Here is a 19651-nt window from a genome sequence, read left to right on the forward strand (position 1 = left end):
ATCGTGGCCTTTCTCAGCGCAGTCGCCGCAGGTACGGGTCATGCGCGTGGCGCGGTACGAGCCGGATGCGGGCATCGAGTGCCGTGACGCCCTCCGGGCTCGCCACCACCGGGTTGAGGTCCGCCTCCACCAGCTGCGGCAGATCGCACGCCATCCGCGACAACCGGAGCAGCAGCTGCTCCAGCGCGCCGAGGTCGACAGGGGCGGCCCCGGGGTGGCCGGACAGCAGGCGGGCGCAGTGAGGGGCGGTGATCAGGTCGTCGACGTCGTAGGTGGTGAGCGGGGCGAGGCGGGCGGCGTGGTCGGCCAGGATCTCGGTGGCGGTGCCGCCCTGGCCGAAGAGCACGAGGGGCCCGAAGACCTCGTCCTGCACCACCCCGGCCACCAGTTCGAGCACGTGGGACGCCTGCGGCTGGACGACGACTCCGGAGAGCTTCTCGCCGAAGCGGGCCGCGAGGTCGCGATAGGCGGCCCGCACTTCGTCGTCGCCCTGCAGGTCGAGGCGGAGGGCGCCTTCGGCGGTCTTGTGCACCAGCCCCGGCCAGTGCGCCTTCAGTACGACGCGGCCCCGGGGCCCGGCGAGCCGCCGTGCTGCCGCGACGGCGGTGTCCTCGCTGCACACCCACTCCCAGACGATCTGCGGAATGCCGTAGTACTCCAGGAGCCGCGCGCACGCGAGCGGGTCCAGCCAGCCGCCCTCCGGGTGCCCGGCGAGCCAGGAAATCACCTCGGCCCGGGCGCCTTCGGTGTCGGCATCGGGAGTTTCGGCCGCTGCCGCCTGTGGCCGTGCGCGCCACCGGGCGTAGGTGGTGGCGTACGCCAGGGCTCTGGCAGCATCCTGCGGGTCGGCGAAGGCCGGAACGGTGCCGCCGCCTTCGGCCGCCAACAGCTCGACGCGCGTGGGCTGTTCGAGGAGCACGGCCGCCGTCGTGAGGGGGGCACGGTCCGGGCTGTGGGTGAGCGCCCGCACCAGGTCGTCGCCGGTGGCCGCCGCGAGGGCCGTGGGCACCAGCACGCCCAGCACGGCGTCGACGTCGCGGTGCGCCGCCAGCCGGTCGAGGCAGGTGCGCAGCTCCTCCTCGGAGACGGCGGCGGTGGCGTCGACCGGGTTGCCGACGGTGGCCCCGTCGGGCAGTACCGCTGCCAGTTCGGCCGCCAATTCGGGCTCTGGCGGCTGGACTTCCAGGCCCGCTTCGCTGCAAGCGTCGGCGGCCAGCACGCCGACACCGCCGGCGTTGGTGACGACGACCACCGAGTTGCCGGCCGGCAGTGGCTGGGAGTGCAACAGCGCTATGGCCTCGAGCAGTTCGCCGATGCTCCGGGTGGCGATGATGCCGGCCTGGGTGAAGAGTGCCTGCCGGGTCATGGTGGGGGTGGCGGCCGCGGCCGTGTGCGAGGCCGCCGCCCGGCGGCCGGCCTCCGAGCGGCCCGCGTCCACGGTGAGCACCGGCATCCTGTGGCCGACCCGGCGGGCGGTGCGGGAGAAGGCCCGGGGGTTGCCGAAGGACTCCAGGTGCAGGACGGCGAGGTCGGTGCGCCCGTCGCTCTCCCACCACTGGAGGAGGTCGTTGCCGCTGACGTCGTACTTGTCTCCGAGGGAGACGAAGCTGGAGACCCCGATGCCGAGCCGGGAGAGACCGCTGAGCAGGGCGATGCCCACGCCGCCGGACTGTGCGGCGACGCCTGCCGTGCCGGGCAGCGGGAAGCCGGCCGCAAAGGTCGCGTCCAGCCGGACGTCCCGCTCCGTGTTGGCCAGACCGAGGCAGTTGGGGCCGACCAGCCGCATCCCGTACCGGCGACAGGCCGCCTGGAGAGCCGCTGCCTGGGAGGCATCGAGCCCCGAGGTCACGACGAGCAGCGCCCGTACGCCGCACCGGCCGCACTCCTCGGCGACGGACGGCACCGCGGCGCAGGGAACCGCGAGGACGGCCAGCTCGGGTGGTTCGGGCAGGTCCGAGACGGCCGCGTGGCAGGGGAGGCGCTCGATGACCTGCGCATGCGGATTGACGGCGTGTACGCGGCCGGTGAATCCGCCTGCACGGAGGTTGTGCAGGATCGCCCGGCCCACCGAGCCCGGCCGGCGGCCCGCGCCGATGACGACGACGGACTTCGGGCGCAGCAGTGGCTGCATGCTGGCGACGTCGGCGGTCTGGCCCCGGGTGTCCAGGGCGGTCAGATAGCCCTCGTCCTGCGACAGCCGGACCGTGACGTGGACCTCCGGGCCGTCGAAACGCCGGGTGAGCGGGAGGCCGAGATCCGTGAAGACCCGGAGGACCGGATAGTTCTCGCTGAGCGCCTCGGCGGTGAAGGCTTCCAGGCCGTCCGAGCGGGCGGCGTCCACCAGGTGCTCCAGGAGCAGGGTGCCGACGCCGCGGTGGTGCCAGTCGTCGGCCACGGCCAGGGCGACCTCGGCCCGGGCCGGAAGTTCGGGGTCGGCGTGGTACTCGGCGATGCCTGCGATCTCGCCGCCGCCTGCTTCCGCGAGCAGCGCCCGATCGCCCGGCCGCCCGCCGGTGCACACCTGGTCGGCTGCTCGCTGTTCGTTGCGGGAGCCCGTCGAGAAGAACCGCAGGCGGAGGCTCTCGGGGGACATCCGCTGGTACATCCGCAGGACGGCCGCATGATCCTCCGGCACCGCCTGCCGGACCTGCACGGTCGTACCGTCCGCCAGCAGAGCATGCACAGGCGGTGAGGGCCGGTTCAGGGTGCCTTTCATCCTCCCGCCACCTCCTTCGGTCACCTCCAGCCTGGGTCGGGTCCGGCTCGGACGGATGGGCTGACCGGGCAGGCCGAAGGGCCGACCGGCCCTGCCGGAGGAGTCACCGGCTACTTGGTCCCGGTGGCCGGGAGCGGCTCGCCGAGCTCGCCCTCCACGGCGTCGGCCATGGCCCGCAGCACGCCCAGGGTGCGCTGTGCCTCGGCCTCGTCGACCGTGGTGATCGCGAATCCGACGTGGACGACGACGTACGTACCGACATCCGCCTCGGGCGTATAGGCCAGGCATGCCTCGCGGCGGACCCCGCCGAAGTCGACCGTCGCCACCCGTAGCCCGGCACGCCTTCGACACCGATGCGGGCGGCGGCGACCGCCGCCTGTCCGTAGCTGATACCGCCGTCGTTGACGGGCACGGCACTGCCGACGAGGACGCGAAGTCCCTGCGACCGCAGCAGAGTTGTGGTGTCCGTGAGCAGCCGGACGTTCTGGAAACAGCCGCCGGACAGGCACACCGTGCGCGGCGCTCCTGCCTGTACGGCCCGCTCCACGAGGGCGCCGGTCACCTCGGCGACCGTCTGGTGGAGTGCGGCCGCGAGCCAGCTGGCCCGCTCGCCGTCGACGGCTCTTTCGAGGAGGGCGATAAGGGTGGGCACGGGGTCGTACACCCACACGCCGCCGACCGGAACCAGTCGCCAAGGCAGCGCTTCGACGCGCGTGTTTCCCGCGGCCGTTTCGAGGGCTACGGCCGCCTGGCCCTCGTACGTCGCGTCGTCGCCGAGGCCGAGCAGGCTTGCTGCGGCGTCGAAGAGCCGGCCCGCACTGGACGCCCGTGGGCAGTTGACGCCGCGCTCGACCATCGTCCTGACCGCGCGCACCTCGCGCGGATCGAAGCGCTGCGTGAACGAACGGATCAGCGAGGCGGGCGGGAGCGGCGTGCCCAGCGGTTCGGCGCCGTAGAGGTAACCCATTGCCATGCGCGCAGGCCGGCGCACGGCCGCCGCGCCTCCGGGCAGTGGCGCCGTGGCGAAGCGGCCCACCTGGCGATAGCGGACCAGGTCGGCGACGAGGATCCCCCCGCCCCACAGCGTGCCGTCGTCACCGAACCCCAGCCCGTCGTAGGCGATCCCGACGAACGCTCCGCGCACCCCATGCTCGGCGGCGCAGGCCGCGACATGCGCATGGTGGTGCTGCACGGCGATCCGTCGCCCCATTGGAAGGGCCCGGGCCCACTGGGTGGACAGGTAGCCGGGGTGCAGGTCGTGTGCCACGGCGCGCGGCTCGATGCCGGTCAAGCCGTACCAGGTCGGCGCCCGGGAGGCCGTACGGCCCGATGCGCTGGTGCTGCTGCGTACGGAGAAGCCCGAGCCCGGAGCCGGAAGCGGTTCCGCAAGGGGTGCTGTTCCCACGTGGCGGACCTCGGCCAGGGGCGGTGCCTCGTGCCGCAACACATGGACGAGGGTTCTCAGCGCATCCGGCGACCCGGCCACCGACAACTCGACATGCCCGCCGGTATTGAGCACCCACCCGTCGAGCCCCAGGCACGTGCCGACGCGGTGGACGAAGGGGCGGAAGCCCACCCCCTGAATCCTGCCGGACACTGCTCTCGCCAGCGGTCGCATCCTCCGTGCCCGGGACCTGCGCCGGAGACGCGGTGTGCTCGTCTCACAGGCCCGGGACCTCACCACGGGCGACGGCATCACGGTGCCGCGCGATGTCCGCTTCGATCCGCTCGGTCAACGGGTCCACTGCTGCGGCGACGGCTGCCGTGAGTCCGGTCCCCAACGAGCTGTCAGCGCCCTCGACCGCGTACACGATCACGTGCCGCGGCATCCGGCCGAGCGTCCGCGACAGCTCCACAGCCTCGCCGAGGCCGAGACCGTGCGTGCTGGAGGATCCCGACTGCCAGGTCCCGTGCCGGTCCAGATCCACCCGGTGCACCCGTCCCGGGCGTCCCGGATGCGCATGGGCGGCGTCCACGACCACGGCGAGCTCGGTGTTCTCCCACAGACCGATCAGCCGTCCGGGTTCACCGTCACTCGACGACAGCGTGGTTCCCGCCGGCAGCGGCCGGTCGGCGGCACGCTCCTGCAGCCGGGCGATGACCGCGGGGCCTACGCCGTCGTCCCGGCGGAACTCATTGCCGACTCCGATGACCGCGATGCGGGCGGAGATCGCCATGACTCACTCCCTGTCCTGGGTGTCCATCTTCGATGATCTCCGGGACGAGCCAAGCCCGCCTGGGCCGGATGGTCCCCGAGCCCCGGCCCGAACCTCCCTCCCCCGCGTTCTCCACACCGTCCGTGGCCGCATACGCCTACGTCTGGATGGACCATCCCAGACCCGGGAGGGTGACAGGGAGCCCGGTCAGGGGCGGTGTCTGTTCTGCTGAACGGGAGGACCGGAAGCGAGGACGGCCATGCCGGAGTGGACCTGGGAGTACGCGGGCTACGACCCGTCCACCGAGGGGCTTCGGGAAGCGCTGTGCACGCTCGGCAACGGCTACTTCGCCACCCGCGGCGCCGCGCCCGAGAGCCCGGCCGGGCACGGCCACTATCCGGGCACCTATGCGGCGGGGTGTTACGACCGGCTGGTCTCGGCTGTGTCCGGCCGCGAGGTCGAGAACGAGGATGTCGTCAACCTCCCGAACTGGCTGCTCCTGCGCTTCCGGCTGCTCGCGGCCGACGGCGCGCCCGGGCCGTGGTTCACCATGGACGAAGGCGAGGTCCTCGACCACCGGCTGGTCCTCCACCTGCGCAGCGGCACGGTGACACGGACGTTCCGCTGCCGGGCGCCTGACGGCCGGGTACTGAGGGTGGAGCAGCACCGGCTGGTCCACATGGGTGACCCGCACGTCGGAGCCCTGCGGACCGTCTTCACCCCCGAGGGCTGGTCCGGGCGGATCGAGGTGGAATCCGGGCTCGACGGAAACATCGTCAATGCCAATGTGGCCCGCTACCGGGACCTCGACGGCCGCCACCTCACGGGGTTCCATGTCGGTACGGCCGAGCCGGACACGGTCTGGCTGCGCTGCCGCACCAGGACGTCGGACATCGGCATCGCCATGGCGCAGCGCACCACTGTCGCCGGCAACGCGCCGACATCCATGTCCATGGAGATGGTCGGCCGGCAGGCCGTCCATCGCCTCCAGCTCGTCGTGTCCGACGGTCAGCCCGTCATGGTGGACAAGACGGTCGCGCTGCACACCTCCCACGACCGTGCGATCAGCGACCCTTTCACCGCGGCCCTCGAACGGGTGGCGGTAGCCCCGGGCTTCCGGGAGCTCCTGCAGTCGCACACCGTCGCCTGGGAGCACCTGTGGCGGCGGGCGGACATCTGGGTGCCGGGCGAAGCGGGCCGTGTCCTGCGCCTGCATCTCTTCCACGTGCTGCAGACGCTCTCCCCGCACACGACGGGCCTGGACGTGGGGGTGCCGGCGCGGGGGCTGCACGGCGAGGCGTACCGGGGCCATGTCTTCTGGGACGAGCTGTTCGTGCTCCCGTACTTGAACCTGCACTTCCCGGAGGTCTCCCGGGCGCTGCTGAACTACCGTCACCGCCGTCTGCCGAAGGCGCTCCTGGCCGCGCGGCAGGAGGGGCGGGCGGGGGCGCGGTACCCGTGGCAGAGCGGGAGCGACGGCCGCGACGAGACGCAGACTCTGCACCTCAACCCGTGCTCCGGCCGCTGGGTTGCGGACCGTTCCCGGCTTCAGCACCACGTCGGTTCCGCCGTCGCGTACAACGTGTGGCAGTACTGCCAGGCGACCGGAGATGCGAAGTACCTGCACACCAAGGGCGCGGACATGCTGCTGCAGATCGCCCGCTTCTGGGCCGGCAGCGCGGTATTCGACTCGGCAATCGGCCGCTACCGGATCCGCGGGGTCGTCGGCCCCGACGAGTACCACGACGCCTATCCGGAGGCCGAGGATCCCGGAATCGACGACAACGCGTACACGAACGTCACCGCCGCGTGGGTCCTCGCCCGCGCGCTGGACCTGGTCCGAAGCCTGCCCGGCCGGCTCCGTCAGGAGCTCTTCGAGCGCGAGAGCCTGGAGGCCGGGGAGCTCACGCGCTGGGAGGAGATCTCCCGGCGCCTGCACGTGCCCTTCCACCAGGGCGTCATCAGCCAGTTCGAGGGCTACGGGGAACTGGCCGAGCTGGACTGGGCCGCTTACCGTGAACGGTACGGCGACATCAGGCGGCTGGACCGCATCCTGGAGGCCGAGGGCGACTCGGTCAACCGCTACCAGGCGTCGAAGCAGGCGGACGTGCTGATGCTCGGCTATCTCTTCTCGCCCGCCGAACTGTCTGCGCTCTTCCGGCAGCTAGGCTACGAACTCACCGACGACACATGGCGCCGCACCGTCGACTACTACCTCCGGCGCACCAGTCATGGCTCCACCCTCAGCGGCCTGGTCCACGGCTGGGTGCTGGCCCGGGCCCGCCGCGCCGATGCCTGGCGGTACTGCCGTGAAGCGCTCGAGGAGGACGCCGTGGACGTCCAGGGAGGCACCACCGCGGAGGGCATCCATCTCGCAGCGATGGCCGGCACGCTGGACTTGGTGCAGCGGGGCCTCACGGGCCTGGAGACCCGCGAGGACGCCCTCTGGCTCGACCCGGTCGAGTTCCTCGGACTCTCCGAATTCGGCTTCACGATCCGTTACCGCGGCCACTGGGGGATCGGGGTGCGCCTGCGCGGCGACCAGCTGACCATCAGCGTGCCGGACTCGGAGGAGTCCGCACTGAGGATCGTGTTGCAAGGCCGTTCGGTCATCATCCCGCCAGGCAGGACCCGCAGGTTGACACTGCATCACAGCGATTGAGGCAGCCATCTCGGCGAGCCGGTGGCGATCACGTGGTCCAGGTCCAGTCGGCGACCTCTGGCAGGTCGGTGCCGTGCTCGCGGATCCAGGCGTGGTGGCGGGTGCGGGCGTCCTCCATGGCCTGCCGCACCGGGGCGGCGCGTACGGCGAGGCCCGGGACGCGGTCGATGACGTCCATGACGAGGCGGTAGCGGTCGAGGTCGTTGCGGACGACCATGTCGAAGGGCGTGGTCGTGGTGCCGATCTCCTTGTAGCCGCGCACGTGCAGGTGGGGGTGGCCGGTGCGGCGGTAGGCGAGGCGGTGGATGAGCCATGGGTAGCCGTGGTAGGCGAAGATGACGGGCCTGTCGGTGGTGAACAGGGCGTTGTACTCGGGGTCGGTCATGCCGTGCGGGTGCTCGCTCGCGGGCAGGAGCCTGGCCAGGTCGACGACGTTGACGACGCGCAGTACCAGATCCGGCAGGTGACGGCGGATGAGCTGGGCGGCGGCGAGGACCTCCTGGGTGGGTACGTCCCCGGCGCAGGCGAGGACGACGTCGGGTTCCCGGGTGCCGTTCCTGGTGCCGGCCCACTCCCAGATGCCGGCGCCCCGGGCGCAGTGCGCCCGTGCCTGCTCCAGGTCCAGCCAGTCGAAGCAGGGCTGTTTGCCCGCGACGACGACGTTGACGTAGTCGCGGCTGCGCAGCACGTGATCGGCTACGGACAGCAGGGTGTTGGTGTCCGGCGGGAGGTAGACGCGCACGGCTTCGGGGCTCTTGTTGAGGATGTGGTCGATGAAGCCGGGGTCCTGGTGGGAGAAGCCGTTGTGGTCCTGGCGCCAAACGTGCGAGGTAAGCAGGTAGTTGAGGGAGGCGATGGGGCGGCGCCAGGGCAGGGTGCGGGAGACGCGCAGCCATTTGATGTGCTGGTTGACCATGGAGTCGACGAGGTGGACGAACGCTTCGTAGCAGGAGAACAGGCCGTGCCGGCCGGTGAGCAGGTAGCCCTCCAGCCAGCCCTGGCAGGTGTGTTCGGAGAGGATCTCCATCACCCGGCCACCGCGTGTGAGGTGTTCGTCGGTGGGCAATACGCGTGCCTCCCACGCCTTGCCGGTGGCCCGGTAGACGGCCTGGAGCCGGTTGGAGGCTGTTTCGTCAGGGCCGACCAGGCGGAAGTCGCGGCGCTCGGTCGTGGCTTCCATGACGTCCTCGAGCAACTCGCCCAGCACGCGCGTGGGTTCGTGCAGGCTCGTGCCGGGTTTGTCGACCGGTACCGCGAAGCTCTCGAGCGGGGGGACGGGCAGGTCGCGCAGCAGCAGGCCGCCGTTGGCATGGGGCGTCGCCCCGAGCCTGCGGGTGCCGTCGGGGATGCAGGAGAGGACCTGGGGCCGGGGGCGGCCGTGCTCGTCGAAGAGCTCCTCCGGGCTGTAGGAGCGCATCCACGCTTCCAACTGCCGCAGGTGCACCGGGTTTTCGCGGACTTGGGCCAGTGGCACCTGGTGCGCGCGCCAGGTGCCCTCGACGGGCAGGCCGTCGACTTCGGCGGGGCCGGTCCAGCCCTTGGGCGTGCGCAGCACGATCATGGGCCAGCGGGGGCGTGCGGTGATCCCTTCCTGCCGGGCGGTGTGCTGGATGAGGGCGATCCGGTCGAGCGCCGTGTCCAGGGCGGTGGCCATGGCCCGGTGGACGGCTGCGGGGTCGTCTCCGGTGACGTGGAGGGGCTCGTGGCCGTAGCCGCGCAGCAGCTCGTCCAGCTCGGGCTCGGGGAGGCGGGCGAGAACGGCCGGGTTGGCGATCTTGTAGCCGTTGAGGTGGAGGACGGGCAGGACGGCGCCGTCGTGCACGGGGTCGAGGAACTTGTTGGAGTGCCATGAGGCGGCCAGTGGTCCGGTCTCGGCCTCGCCGTCGCCGATGACGCAGGCCACCAGGAGGCCCGGGTTGTCGAAGGCGGCCCCGTAGGCGTGGGAGAGGGAGTAGCCCAGTTCCCCGCCCTCGTGGATCGAGCCGGGGGTCTCGGGTGCGACGTGACTGGGGACGCCGCCGGGGAAGGAGAACTGCCGGAACAGCCGCGCCATGCCCTCCGCGTCCCGGCTGACGTCGGGGTACGTCTCGGAGTACGTGCCTTCCAGCCAGGAGTTCGCCAGTACCGCGGGCCCGCCGTGTCCGGGTCCCCAGATGCACAGTGCGTCCAGGCCGCGGGCGCGGATAACGCGGTTGAGGTGGGTGTGGACCAGGTTCAGGCCCGGCGAGGTGCCCCAGTGTCCCAGCAGCCGCGGCTTGATGTGCTCGGGGCGCAGCGGCTCCGCCAGGAGCGGATTGGCCATCAGATAGATCTGCCCGACGGCCAGATAGTTCGCCGCCCGCCAGTGGGCGTCCAGGACCCGCAGCTCCTCGTCTGTGGGACCAGTCGTCGTCGTTGTCGTAACGTCCGGCATGACTGCCTCCGAAAGGGGACGGGGGACCTGCCTGCAACTTCTTCCCAGCCTGCCCCTTGCCCGAGGGCATCGCCAGGGCCGATCGGAGGGCGTCCGGGGCCGCTCGGTCCCTATGAGGCTGGCCGGGGCGGCCCACCCCCTAGCGTGAGGGGAGACGGTTTGGAGGCGATGGCAGTGACGGACAGGGAGGGGCCACGACGGCTGTCTCGCCCGGTCTACGAGCGTGAGCTGTTGCGGCTGCAGGTGGAGCTGGTCAAGCTCCAGGAGTGGGTGCGTGCCGAAGGCGAGCGGCTCGTCGTCGTGTTCGAGGGACGCGACGCGGCAGGCAAGGGGAGCGTGATCAAACGGGTGTCCGAGCATCTCAACCCGCGGATCGCCCGGATCGCCGCACTGCCCGTCCCGACCGAACGGGAACGCACCCAGTGGTACTTCCAGCGCTACGTGGAGCACTTGCCGGCAGCCGGGGAAATCGTCCTGTTCGACCGGAGCTGGTACAACCGCGCCGGAGTCGAGCACGTCATGGGCTTCTGCACCGACGAGGAGTACGCACGCTTCCTGCGCCAGTGCCCCGTCTTCGAACGACTCCTGGTCGAAGACGGGATCCTGCTGCGCAAGTACTGGTTCTCGGTGAGCGACGCGGTGCAGGAACAGAGGTTCCGCAATCGACTGGAAGACCCGACGCGACGCTGGAAGCTGTCGGCGATGGACCTGGAGTCGATCACCCGCTGGGAGGCGTACTCCCGGGCCAAGGACGAGATGCTCGTGCGCACCGACATCCCGGAGGCACCGTGGTACGTCGTCGAGAGCGACGACAAGTACTCGGCCCGCATCAACATGATCGCTCATCTGCTCTCGACAGTCCCGTATCACGAAGTACCGCGGCCGGTCCTCGAGCTGCCGTCACGTCCGCCCTCCACCGGGTACGAGCGGCCTCCTCGGGATCAACAGATGTATGTGCCGGACCACGCTGCCGAGCTTGCTGAATAAGACTGGCGACTGAGTTCACTGAAGCCAGTCGCACTAATAACAGGCCCCATGCGCCCCTCTCTCTGGGTACAGACCAGAAGACGCTGCAGCGGTGGAGGGGACGGCAGGGAGCCGGTCATGATCTTCGGGGTTCGGGTGGCGTAAGTCCTGGTGCTGGTGGGCTGTCTGGTGATGGTCATCTGGTTGTGCAGCTGCGGGATGTGGTCGTAAGGCGGTCGCGGTGCCGGGACAGGTCGTGGGGGAGTGGGTGGCCTGTCGGCTCGGGTGAGGATTTTGTCGATAACGTCAACGGCTTCGCGGGCGGCCTGGGTGGTCAGATGGCTGTAGACATTCGCCGTGGTGGAGAGTGTCGAGTGCCGCAGGGCCTTGGAGACCACGGCGAGGGGGACGCCGGCGTTGATCGAGATGGTGGCCGACAGGCGAGGGCACGACCAAGGTGCGCGACGAGTTACGCCCGTACCACTGCCGGAGCGATCAGCGCCTGGCTCACCGGGCCGGGCGGTCCATGACCGGTCCGGACATGTCCGGGGCCCTTCTATCGACCTGGGAACCCTTGCCACTTCCGTCCCAACTGCCATGGGAGCAGCGGGTAGGCTGGCCCGTTGTCGCGGTCAGAGCCGCCAGGAGGGGTTTCGATGGCTTCCTCAACTCACCCTATTGACCAGGCTGATGGCCGGGGAGAGAACTCCGGCTGGTCCGAGCCGATCGCGATCGTCGGAATCGGCTGCCGCTTCCCCGGCGGGATCGCGGACCCGCGGAGCTTCTGGGAGTTGGTCGTCTCCGGAACGGACGCCATTACCGACATTCCGGCCGACCGGTGGAACGCGGGTGCCTTCTTCGACGCCGATTCCGCCACTCCGGGCCGGATGTTCATCAGGCAAGGCGGGTTTCTCCGTTCGGCTCTGGAGGAGTTCGACGCGGGTTTCTTCGGGATGCCACCGCGTGAGGCGGCGGCCCTGGATCCGCAGCAGCGGGTGCTGCTGGAGGTGACCTGGGAAGCCTTCGAGGACGCCGGAATTCCACCGGGTTCGACCGCCGGCCGCAGCGTGGGCGCGTTCGTCGGCGGGTTCACCTTCGACGCCGCAGGTCTGGCGATGGCCGACCAGAACCGCCATCTGCTGGGCGTGGCCACTCCGACCGGGGTGAGCATGACCATGCTCGCGGCGCGGCTGTCGTACACCTTCGACTGGCATGGGCCGTGCTTCACGCTCGACACCGCGTGTTCCTCGTCGCTGGTCGCGTTCCACCAGGCATGCTCCGCGCTGGACCGTGGTGAGTGCGAACTGGCGGTGGCCGGCGGCGTGAACATGATGTTCCTTCCGGTCACCACGATGGCGATGGCGAAGGGACAGTTCCTCTCCCCGGACGCCCGCTGCAGGTCGTTCGACCACCGCGCGAACGGATATGTGCGCAGCGAAGGCGCGGGAATGGTCGTGCTCAAGCCGCTCTCCGCGGCCCGGCGCGACGGCGACCGCATCCACGCGGTGGTGCGCGGCACGGCGGTGAACCATGATGGCCGTACCCCCGGCGTTCCGGTGCCCAGCGTGGCGGCCCAACGGGAGCTGATCCGGCGGGTGTTCCGGACGACCGGTGTCGAGCCGGGGTCGGTGGGCTATTACGAGGCCCACGGCACGGGCACCGCCGTGGGAGACCCGATCGAGGCTGCGGCGATCGGTGACGCGCTCGCAGGCTCGGAGCGTACGCACTGGATGGGTTCGGTGAAGTCGAACTTCGGTCACACCGAGGCGGCGGCCGGGGTGGCGGGGGTGATCAAGGCGAGTCTGTGCCTGGAACACGGGCTCATCCCGCCCAATGTGCACTTCGAAAAGCCCAACCCCGCCATACCGTTCGACCGTTTGCCGTTGCGCGTGCCGACGGAGACGGTCCCGTTTCCGGCGTACGACGGGCCACGGCGGGCAGGGGTCAACTCCTTTGGCGTGGGCGGTACGAACGCACACGCTCTCCTCGAAGAGGCCCCGGCCGTTGGATCCGCCGTACCCGGCAGGAAGGACGACGGAGAGCCGCTGCTGCTCCCGCTGTCGGCGCGCAGCCAAGGGGCCTTGCGCGCCCTCGCCGACGCCTATGCGGACCTCCTCGAACAGCCGGACGCGCCGACGTTGCGGCGCGTCGCCGGCGCCGCCGCACGACGCCGCGACCACCATTCCCTGCGGACCTTTGTGGTCGCTGCCGACCCCGGGGAAGCGGCCGGGCAACTGCGGCAGCTCGACGTCGTCGCGCAGCGGACGAAACGACCGGCGGTCGCGTTCGTCTACACGGGAATGGGCCCCCAATGGTGGGGGATGGGCCGCGAACTGCTGCTGGAAGAGCCACGCTTCGCCGAGGTCGTCACCGAGTGCGACGCGGTGCTCGAAAGGTTCGGCCTCTCGATCGGCGACGAACTGCTCCGCGCCGAGACCGACTCCCGGTTGACCAGGACCCTTTACGCGCAGGTCGCCAACTTCGTGGTGCAGACCGGGCTGACGGCGGTCTGGCGCGCCTGGGGAATCGAGCCCGCCGTGGTCGTGGGCCACAGCGTGGGCGAGGTGGCCGCGGCACACGCGGCCGGGGTGTGCACGCTGGAGGACGCGCTGACGGTGAGCTTCCACCGGGCGCGGCTGCAAGCGACGCTCGCCGGCCGCGGCAGCATGATCGCGGTCGGGCTGCCCGTCAGTGAACTTTCCCCCTACCTGACGCACGGCGTATCGGTGGCCGCGATCAACAGCACCACGGCGACCACGCTGGCCGGTGACCACGAGGCCGTGGGCGCCGTGGCCGACCGGCTGAGGACGGCGGGCGTGTCCGTCACGCCGCTGCGGGTCGAAGTGGCCTATCACAGCCCGCAGATGGACGAGATCCGCGCACCGCTGCTGGCGGCCCTGGCCGGTATCCGGCCGGACCGGGCCCGGGTGCCGCTGTACTCGACGGTGACCGGCGACCGGGTCGACGGCCCCGAACTCGACAGCGCGTACTGGTGGAGGAACGTTCGGCAGCCGGTGCGCTTCGCCGACGCGTTCCGCCGCCTCCTCGGCCGGGCGCCCGGTGCGGTGCTGGAAGTCGGACCGCATCCGGTACTGGCCGCGGCGGTGGACGAGGCCCTGACCGACCGCGGCACCGAGGCGCTGCGGCTGGCCTCACTGCGCCGGGACCGACCGCAGCGCCAGCAGCTGCTGGAAACGCTGGGCTCCCTCTACACGGCCGGTGCCACGCCGACCTGGGAAGCGGTGCACCCCGGCCCACCGGACCACCTCGACCTGCCGCTCTACCCGTGGCAGCGCGACCGCCACTGGATCGAGTCGCCGGCCTCCCGGCAGGCACGCCTGAACCACGACGGCCTCTCCCTCGGCGGCCGGACCGTCGCCTCGGCCACCCCGGCCCGGGACGTCGAGCTGGGCGCGGCCGAGTTGCCGTACCTCACGGACCACCGGATCGGCGACGACGTGATCTTCCCGGGCGCCGGATACGTCGAGGCCGCGCTCGCGATGTTCCCCGACGACGATCCCTGCTTCCTGGAGGACATCGTCTTCCACCGGCCGCTCGTGCTCCCGCCGTCCACGGTCACCACCCTGCGCGTCGGCTACGACCCGACGCGCCGACGCGTGAGCCTGCACAGCCGCGCCCACGCGGACGACCCCGACTGGACGCTGCACACCGAGCTGCGCCGCTCGCACCTCGCCGGACCGTCGCTGCCGCCGCCGCGCACCGACACCCTTGCCGAGCACGTCCGTTCGCTACCGGTGCTCGACCACGACGAGGTGTACGCACGGCTCGGCGCCGGAGACCTGCACTACGGACCGGCGTTCCGCGCCGTCGACCGGATGTGGCTCCGGGAGGAGACCGGGGAGGTCTTCGCCGAGATCGGCCTCGACACCGTGGACCCGGCGGGCCACCGCCTGCACCCGGTGTTCCTGGACGCCGCTCTCCAGGCCGTGTTCGCCGGCGCCCTCGTCCTCGGCGGCACCGCAGCGGCCGGCACCTATGTACCGGCCCGCATCACCGAACTCCGCTACTACCGAGCATCGGGCCGACAGCTGTGGGTCCACGGACGCGACCGGCACAGCACGGTCCCGGGACGATTCGAGTGCGACCTCACCCTTGTCACCGACGACGGCGAGGTGGTCGCGGAAGTAACCGGCCTGCGCGCCCAACGGCTCGCCGACGACAGCGCCGTGACCACCGCACCCGGACAGCGCCTCTACTACGAACACACCTGGCGCCCCGAACCCCTCGACAACGCCGGTGATGCCGAGGGAACTTGGATCCTCATGGGTTCCTCGGCCGCCGCGGCCGGGCTGGCACGAAGGATCACCGCGGCGGGCGGCACCGTAGTACACACCGACCCGACCGAGGACGACTGGCCAGAACAGGTCAAGGACTGCCGCGGCGTCGTCCATGTCGTGGACCAGCGGACGGACGACGCGCCCGTGTGCGCACCGGTCGCCGAATCGCTGCGGCTGGTGCAGGCGATGCCGGCCGGCGACGTACCGCTGTTCCTCGTCACCGTCGGTACGCAGAGCGTCTCCCCCGAGGACCCGACCTCCGACCCGTTCGCCGCCGCGCTGTGGGGGTTCGGCCGGGTCGTCAACGCCGAGCGGCCGGAACTGCGCTGCCGCCTGATCGACATCGACGCGGCCGCCGAAGACGCATTGCCGGCCGAACTGTTCCACGACGGGCTCGACGAGGTGGCGCTGCGCGGCGGCACCCGGTACGTCCGGCGGCTGGAACCGGCCGGGGACCTGTCGCCGCTGCACCAGGTGACCACCCGTACCGACCTGACGCCGGTCCGCCTCGGCGTGCTGCGCACCACCGCCGACAACCTCCGGTTCGCCGCGACCACCCGGCGGGAGCCCGGCCCGGCCGAGGTCGAGATCGAAGTCGCGTGCGTCGGTGTCAACTTCAAGGATGTGCTCAAGGTGACCGGGCTGCTCGCACCCCAGGCGATGGAGGGCAGCCACTCACGGGAGACACTCGGCCTGGAGTGCTCGGGCACCGTTGTCCGGGTCGGCGAGGGCGTGACCGAACTACGGTCCGGCGACGAGGTGTTCGCGCACAGCAAGGCGCTGTTCGCCTCGCATATGACGCTCGACGCGGTCCGGGTGGTGCGCAAGCCCGCCGGGCTGTCCCCGGCCCAGGCCGCCTCACTGCTCCCGGTGGTCACGGCGTACCTCTCGCTGGTGCGGCTGGCCCGGGTACGCCCGGGCGAACGGGTCCTGGTCCACTCGGCTGCCGGGGGAGTCGGGCTGGCCGCGGTCCGCATCGCCGGGTGGCTCGGCGCCGAGGTCTTCGCCACTGCCGGCAGCCGGACCCGGCGGGAGTTCCTGCGCGACCAGGGCGTGGCCCACGTGGCCGACTCCCGGTCCACGACGTTCGCCGACGACGTGCTCCGCTGGACCGCAGGCGAAGGCGTCGACGTCATCCTCAACTCGCTGCCCGGAGAGATGATCCACCACAACCTCCGGGTGCTCCGCACGTTCGGGCGCTTCGTCGAACTCGGCAAACCCACTGTCGACCCCGGCCCCGCACAACGCGCCATGACGCACCACGCGTTCGACTACGACCAGCTGATGGCGCTGCGTCCGGAGGACGTCCGCACGGCCATGCGGGAGGTGGCCGCCCTCCTCGAGGAGGGCGTCATCGCCCCGCTGCCGGTCACCGAGGTGCCCGCCGACCAGGTCGACAAGGCGATGCTGGCGATGGGCGGGCCGGACCACCTCGGCAAGATCGTGGTCCGCATGGCCGGTGAACCGGTCACCGTTCCCGCGTCCTCACTCGCCGGATCACCGATCCGGCCCGACGCAACCTATGTGCTCACCGGCGGCCTGGGCGGTCTGGGGCGTACGGTCGCCCGCCGGCTCACCGACCGGGGAGCCCGTCACCTGGTACTGATCGGCCGCAGCGGTGCCGCGACGGCCGAGGCCGAGCGTGCGGTGACCGAGCTGACCGCCCGGGGCGTCGAAGTCCGCGTCGAAAAGGCCGACATGGCCGACCGGGACCAGGTCGCCGCCCTGCTCGCGCGCATCCGTGCCACGATGCCGCCGATCCGGGGCATCGTCCACGCCGCGGCCGACTTCGACGACACCGTGCTCGCCGACACCGACGCGGCGCGCCTGGTGGGCGCCACCCGGCCGAAGGCGGACGGCGCCTGGAACCTGCACCTGGAGACCCGGCCGGACACCCTCGACTTCCTCCTGCTCTTCTCGTCGGTGGGGGCGCAGTTGGGCTCCGTCGCGCTGGGCGCCTACGCGACCGCCAACGAATTCCTCAACGCCCTCGCCCGCCACCGGAGGGGCCAGGGCCTGCCCGCCACCAGCATCGGCTGGGGCATGATCGACGACGTGGGCGTCGCGGTCAGCGGCAACGGCGAGGTCGGCTCCTTCCTCCGCCGCAACGGGCACGCCGGCCTGTCACCCGAGCGGTTCCTGACCGAACTGGAAACGCTGCTGCGAACCCGCCCGGTCGAGGTCTCGGTGGCCGACATCGACTGGCCGCGCTGGGCCCGGGCCAACCCGCAACTCGCCCCGCTGCCACGGGTCCGCCCGGTCGTACCGGCCGGCATGACGGCCGGCGGCGACGGGGCGGGCGCGGCACAACTGGCCGACCTCGGCCCGGAGGAACGCGCCACGCTGCTGCCGGCCCTGCTCGCGCCCCTCCTGCAACAGACCACCGGCCTGACCGACCACCAACTCGGCGACGACCAGCCGGTCGACATCGACTCGCTGACCGCCGTCGGACTGCGCGTCCTGCTGCACAAGGAACTCGGCGTCTCGGTACCCGCGGTCAAACTGCAGCGCAACCTCACCATGGCCGGACTGGCCAGGCTGCTCTCGGACGAACTCGACCGGGCCCCGGCCGACGCCTTCCAGGCCCTGGCCGTCCACGAGTTCACCTCGGCGGACGGCCTGACCGTCTACGGCCACCTCAGCCTGCCACCGGGGCCCGGGCCGCACCCGGCCGTCGTGGTGTGCACCGCGGGCCCGGGCGGGGCCCTGAACGCGGACGGCGACCCCGTACAGATCAGCGAACACCCGCCGCTGCGCGCCGCGGGCTTCGCGGTCCTCACGGTCGACCACCGCGGTGCTCCGGGGCACGGCCCCGACTTCGACGCCCGGGCCGAGATGGGCGGCCGGGACATCGACGACGTCCTCGCCGCCGCCGACCACCTCGCGGGCCTCGCCGAGATCGATGGCGCCCGGGTGAGCCTGCTGGGCACCAGCCGCGGCGCGTACACCGCCCTCACCGCGCTCGGGCGCGCACCGGACCGCTGGCACCGGGCGGTGCTGCTCATGGGCCTGTACGACCCGGCGCTGCTCGTGACGGCTGAGCGGGAACAGCCCGGCTCCTTCGTACCCGCCCGACTCGGCCTCGGACCGGACCAATTGACGGACCACTTCGCGGCTCCGGAACGCCGCCCGATGGCCTCGCTCGGCGACGTCACCGCCCCCGTGCTTATCGTGCACGGCGAGGCCGACCCGCTCATCCCCGTCGAGCACGCCCGCGATCTGGCCGCCGAGGCGGAGCGCCTGGGCCGATCCGCGAGGCTGGTCACCGTGCCCGGCCTCGCACACGACAGTCGGCACGACGGCGAGGAGTGGGACGCGCTCTGGCCCCGGATCACCGACTTCCTCGCCGAGAGCTGAGGTGGTCGCCGTGGTCCGGCTTTAGACGACGCCCACCACGACATGCGCGCCCGCCATGCACTCTGTCAAATGCCCATCATCCGCCGGCTTTTGAGCCCATTGCGAAGTGCCCGCACCGCGCGGTGCGCGTGCGGAGGAGTCGTGCCTGTGCAGCGCTGACACGTGAGGGAAGCGACACCGGTGGCCGGGCCCTCCGGCCCGGGACGGGGCGATCGTGCTCAGTCGCGGTCGAGCGCGCGGCGCAGGAATCCGATGGCGGCCGTGCGCACCAGCCCGGCTGGGCTGGTGCGCTGTCGGCTGTGTCACCAGCGGTCGATGCCCATGGTCCGTGCCGCGTCGTGGATGGCTACGTAGTGGTAGGGCGTCATGCCCGACCGTTTGATCGGAGCGTTCTTGTCCTTGGCCCGGAATTCGTCGCGCGAGCAGGCCAGCAGGTTGGTGCCGTAGCCGACGGGGACGTCGCCGGTGCCGTGGACGGGGTGGGACTTGGCGGCGGTCTCGCTGCCGGCCCTGGCCAGGATGGAGCGGGCCTGGTTGTAGGCGGCGGCCTTGATCCTGGTCGGGTTCGCCGGTGTGCGGGCGGCCATGGCCTGGTCTGCGGCGGCGTCCACTGCGGCAGAGCGCCCCCGGCACAGCGCGTTCACCGCCTGCCCGTTCTTTGCGCTGGTGGCACTGGCGGACGGGGCGATCACGGCGAGGGCTGCGACCACTGCCGTGGCGGCCACTCCGGTGCGCAGGGCTGACTTCATGGCTGCACGTCCTTTTCTGGTCGATGAGAGTGGTGTGCGAGTTCCTGATGATGGTGCGCTCACACGCCCGGTCACCATGACGGGCATGAGCACAACTCATCAACAGCAGAGGCCAGTTGATGCCAGTTGCTGTTATCGAAGCTACACCTGACGTCATCGACTGTCATCACATAAAATTCCTCCCATGGGTCGATGGGAGCCGAACGCGCCCGGGCGGCCGGCGAAGCCCTGCACCGACGCGGCGTCGCCGAGCCGACCGTGACCCTGACCGCCGAGGCGGGCGTCGGCGAGTTGGGCAACACTCGCGTCCGCATTGATGGGCCTTGAGGAGGAG

At 71.3% G+C, this 19651-nt stretch carries 9 protein-coding genes and 1 pseudogene; 4 read left to right on the forward strand and 6 right to left on the reverse strand.

The window, feature by feature from the left end; translation table 11 throughout:
* Positions 1–13 precede the first annotated feature (13 nt).
* The 4 genes and pseudogenes from ACIHFE_RS23975 to ACIHFE_RS23990 all read right to left on the reverse strand — a co-directional run bounded on the left by ACIHFE_RS23975 (position 14) and on the right by ACIHFE_RS23990 (position 4893).
* Positions 14–2716, reverse strand: coding sequence for a GNAT family N-acetyltransferase (locus ACIHFE_RS23975; RefSeq protein WP_400109454.1), 2703 nt, complete (start codon positions 2714–2716; stop codon positions 14–16).
* A gap of 110 nt (positions 2717–2826) precedes the next feature.
* Complete coding sequence (locus tag ACIHFE_RS23980) at positions 2827–3042, reverse strand: HypC/HybG/HupF family hydrogenase formation chaperone (RefSeq protein WP_400109455.1); 216 nt, start codon at positions 3040–3042, stop codon at positions 2827–2829.
* 62 nt (positions 3043–3104) lie between these two features.
* Positions 3105–4412, reverse strand: a pseudogene (locus ACIHFE_RS23985) (acylphosphatase); the annotation flags it as partial.
* Positions 4378–4893, reverse strand: coding sequence for a hydrogenase maturation protease (locus tag ACIHFE_RS23990; protein ID WP_400109457.1), 516 nt, complete (start codon positions 4891–4893; stop codon positions 4378–4380). The pseudogene ACIHFE_RS23985 and the gene ACIHFE_RS23990, both read right to left, overlap by 35 nt.
* 238 nt (positions 4894–5131) lie before the next feature.
* Between ACIHFE_RS23990 and ACIHFE_RS23995 the strand changes: the two genes are divergently transcribed.
* Positions 5132–7534: a glycoside hydrolase family 65 protein gene (locus ACIHFE_RS23995; protein ID WP_400109459.1), complete on the forward strand. Its 2403-nt coding sequence runs from the start codon at positions 5132–5134 to the stop codon at positions 7532–7534.
* 28 nt (positions 7535–7562) lie between these two features.
* Here the strand turns inward: ACIHFE_RS23995 and ACIHFE_RS24000 are convergent, their stop codons facing one another.
* Positions 7563–9947: a phosphoketolase gene (locus ACIHFE_RS24000; RefSeq protein ID WP_400109461.1), complete on the reverse strand. Its 2385-nt coding sequence runs from the start codon at positions 9945–9947 to the stop codon at positions 7563–7565.
* A 168-nt stretch (positions 9948–10115) separates the two neighbouring features.
* On the opposite strand from ACIHFE_RS24000, the gene ppk2 reads away from it, so the two are divergent.
* Positions 10116–10934, forward strand: coding sequence for a polyphosphate kinase 2 (gene ppk2 / locus ACIHFE_RS24005; RefSeq protein WP_400109463.1), 819 nt, complete (start codon positions 10116–10118; stop codon positions 10932–10934).
* A 635-nt stretch (positions 10935–11569) separates the two neighbouring features.
* Positions 11570–18568: an SDR family NAD(P)-dependent oxidoreductase gene (locus ACIHFE_RS24010; protein WP_400109465.1), complete on the forward strand. Its 6999-nt coding sequence runs from the start codon at positions 11570–11572 to the stop codon at positions 18566–18568.
* 302 nt (positions 18569–18870) lie between these two features.
* Here ACIHFE_RS24010 and ACIHFE_RS24015 read toward each other — a convergent pair whose 3' ends face one another.
* Entirely contained in the window at positions 18871–19317 is a 447-nt protein-coding gene (locus ACIHFE_RS24015; RefSeq protein ID WP_400109467.1) for a hypothetical protein, read from the reverse strand.
* 192 nt (positions 19318–19509) lie between these two features.
* On the opposite strand from ACIHFE_RS24015, the gene ACIHFE_RS24020 reads away from it, so the two are divergent.
* Positions 19510–19644: a hypothetical protein gene (locus ACIHFE_RS24020; RefSeq protein WP_400109469.1), complete on the forward strand. Its 135-nt coding sequence runs from the start codon at positions 19510–19512 to the stop codon at positions 19642–19644.
* The last annotated feature ends 7 nt before the right edge of the window (positions 19645–19651 follow it).

The organism is Streptomyces sp. NPDC052396, assembly GCF_044593195.1.
In the GTDB taxonomy this organism is placed as follows: domain Bacteria; phylum Actinomycetota; class Actinomycetes; order Streptomycetales; family Streptomycetaceae; genus Streptomyces.

Bases quoted from the DNA above. Each gene is read 5' to 3' on its own strand.
- ACIHFE_RS23975 (WP_400109454.1), bottom strand. From the start codon at position 2,716: ATGAAAGGCACCCTGAACCGGCCCTCACCGCCTGTGCATGCTCTGCTG.
- ACIHFE_RS23990 (WP_400109457.1), bottom strand. From the start codon at position 4,893: ATGGCGATCTCCGCCCGCATCGCGGTCATCGGAGTCGGCAATGAGTTC.
- ACIHFE_RS23995 (WP_400109459.1), top strand. From the start codon at position 5,132: ATGCCGGAGTGGACCTGGGAGTACGCGGGCTACGACCCGTCCACCGAG.
- ACIHFE_RS24000 (WP_400109461.1), bottom strand. From the start codon at position 9,947: ATGCCGGACGTTACGACAACGACGACGACTGGTCCCACAGACGAGGAG.
- ppk2 (WP_400109463.1), top strand. From the start codon at position 10,116: ATGGCAGTGACGGACAGGGAGGGGCCACGACGGCTGTCTCGCCCGGTC.
- ACIHFE_RS24010 (WP_400109465.1), top strand. From the start codon at position 11,570: ATGGCTTCCTCAACTCACCCTATTGACCAGGCTGATGGCCGGGGAGAG.
- ACIHFE_RS24015 (WP_400109467.1), bottom strand. From the start codon at position 19,317: ATGAAGTCAGCCCTGCGCACCGGAGTGGCCGCCACGGCAGTGGTCGCA.
- ACIHFE_RS24020 (WP_400109469.1), top strand. From the start codon at position 19,510: ATGGGAGCCGAACGCGCCCGGGCGGCCGGCGAAGCCCTGCACCGACGC.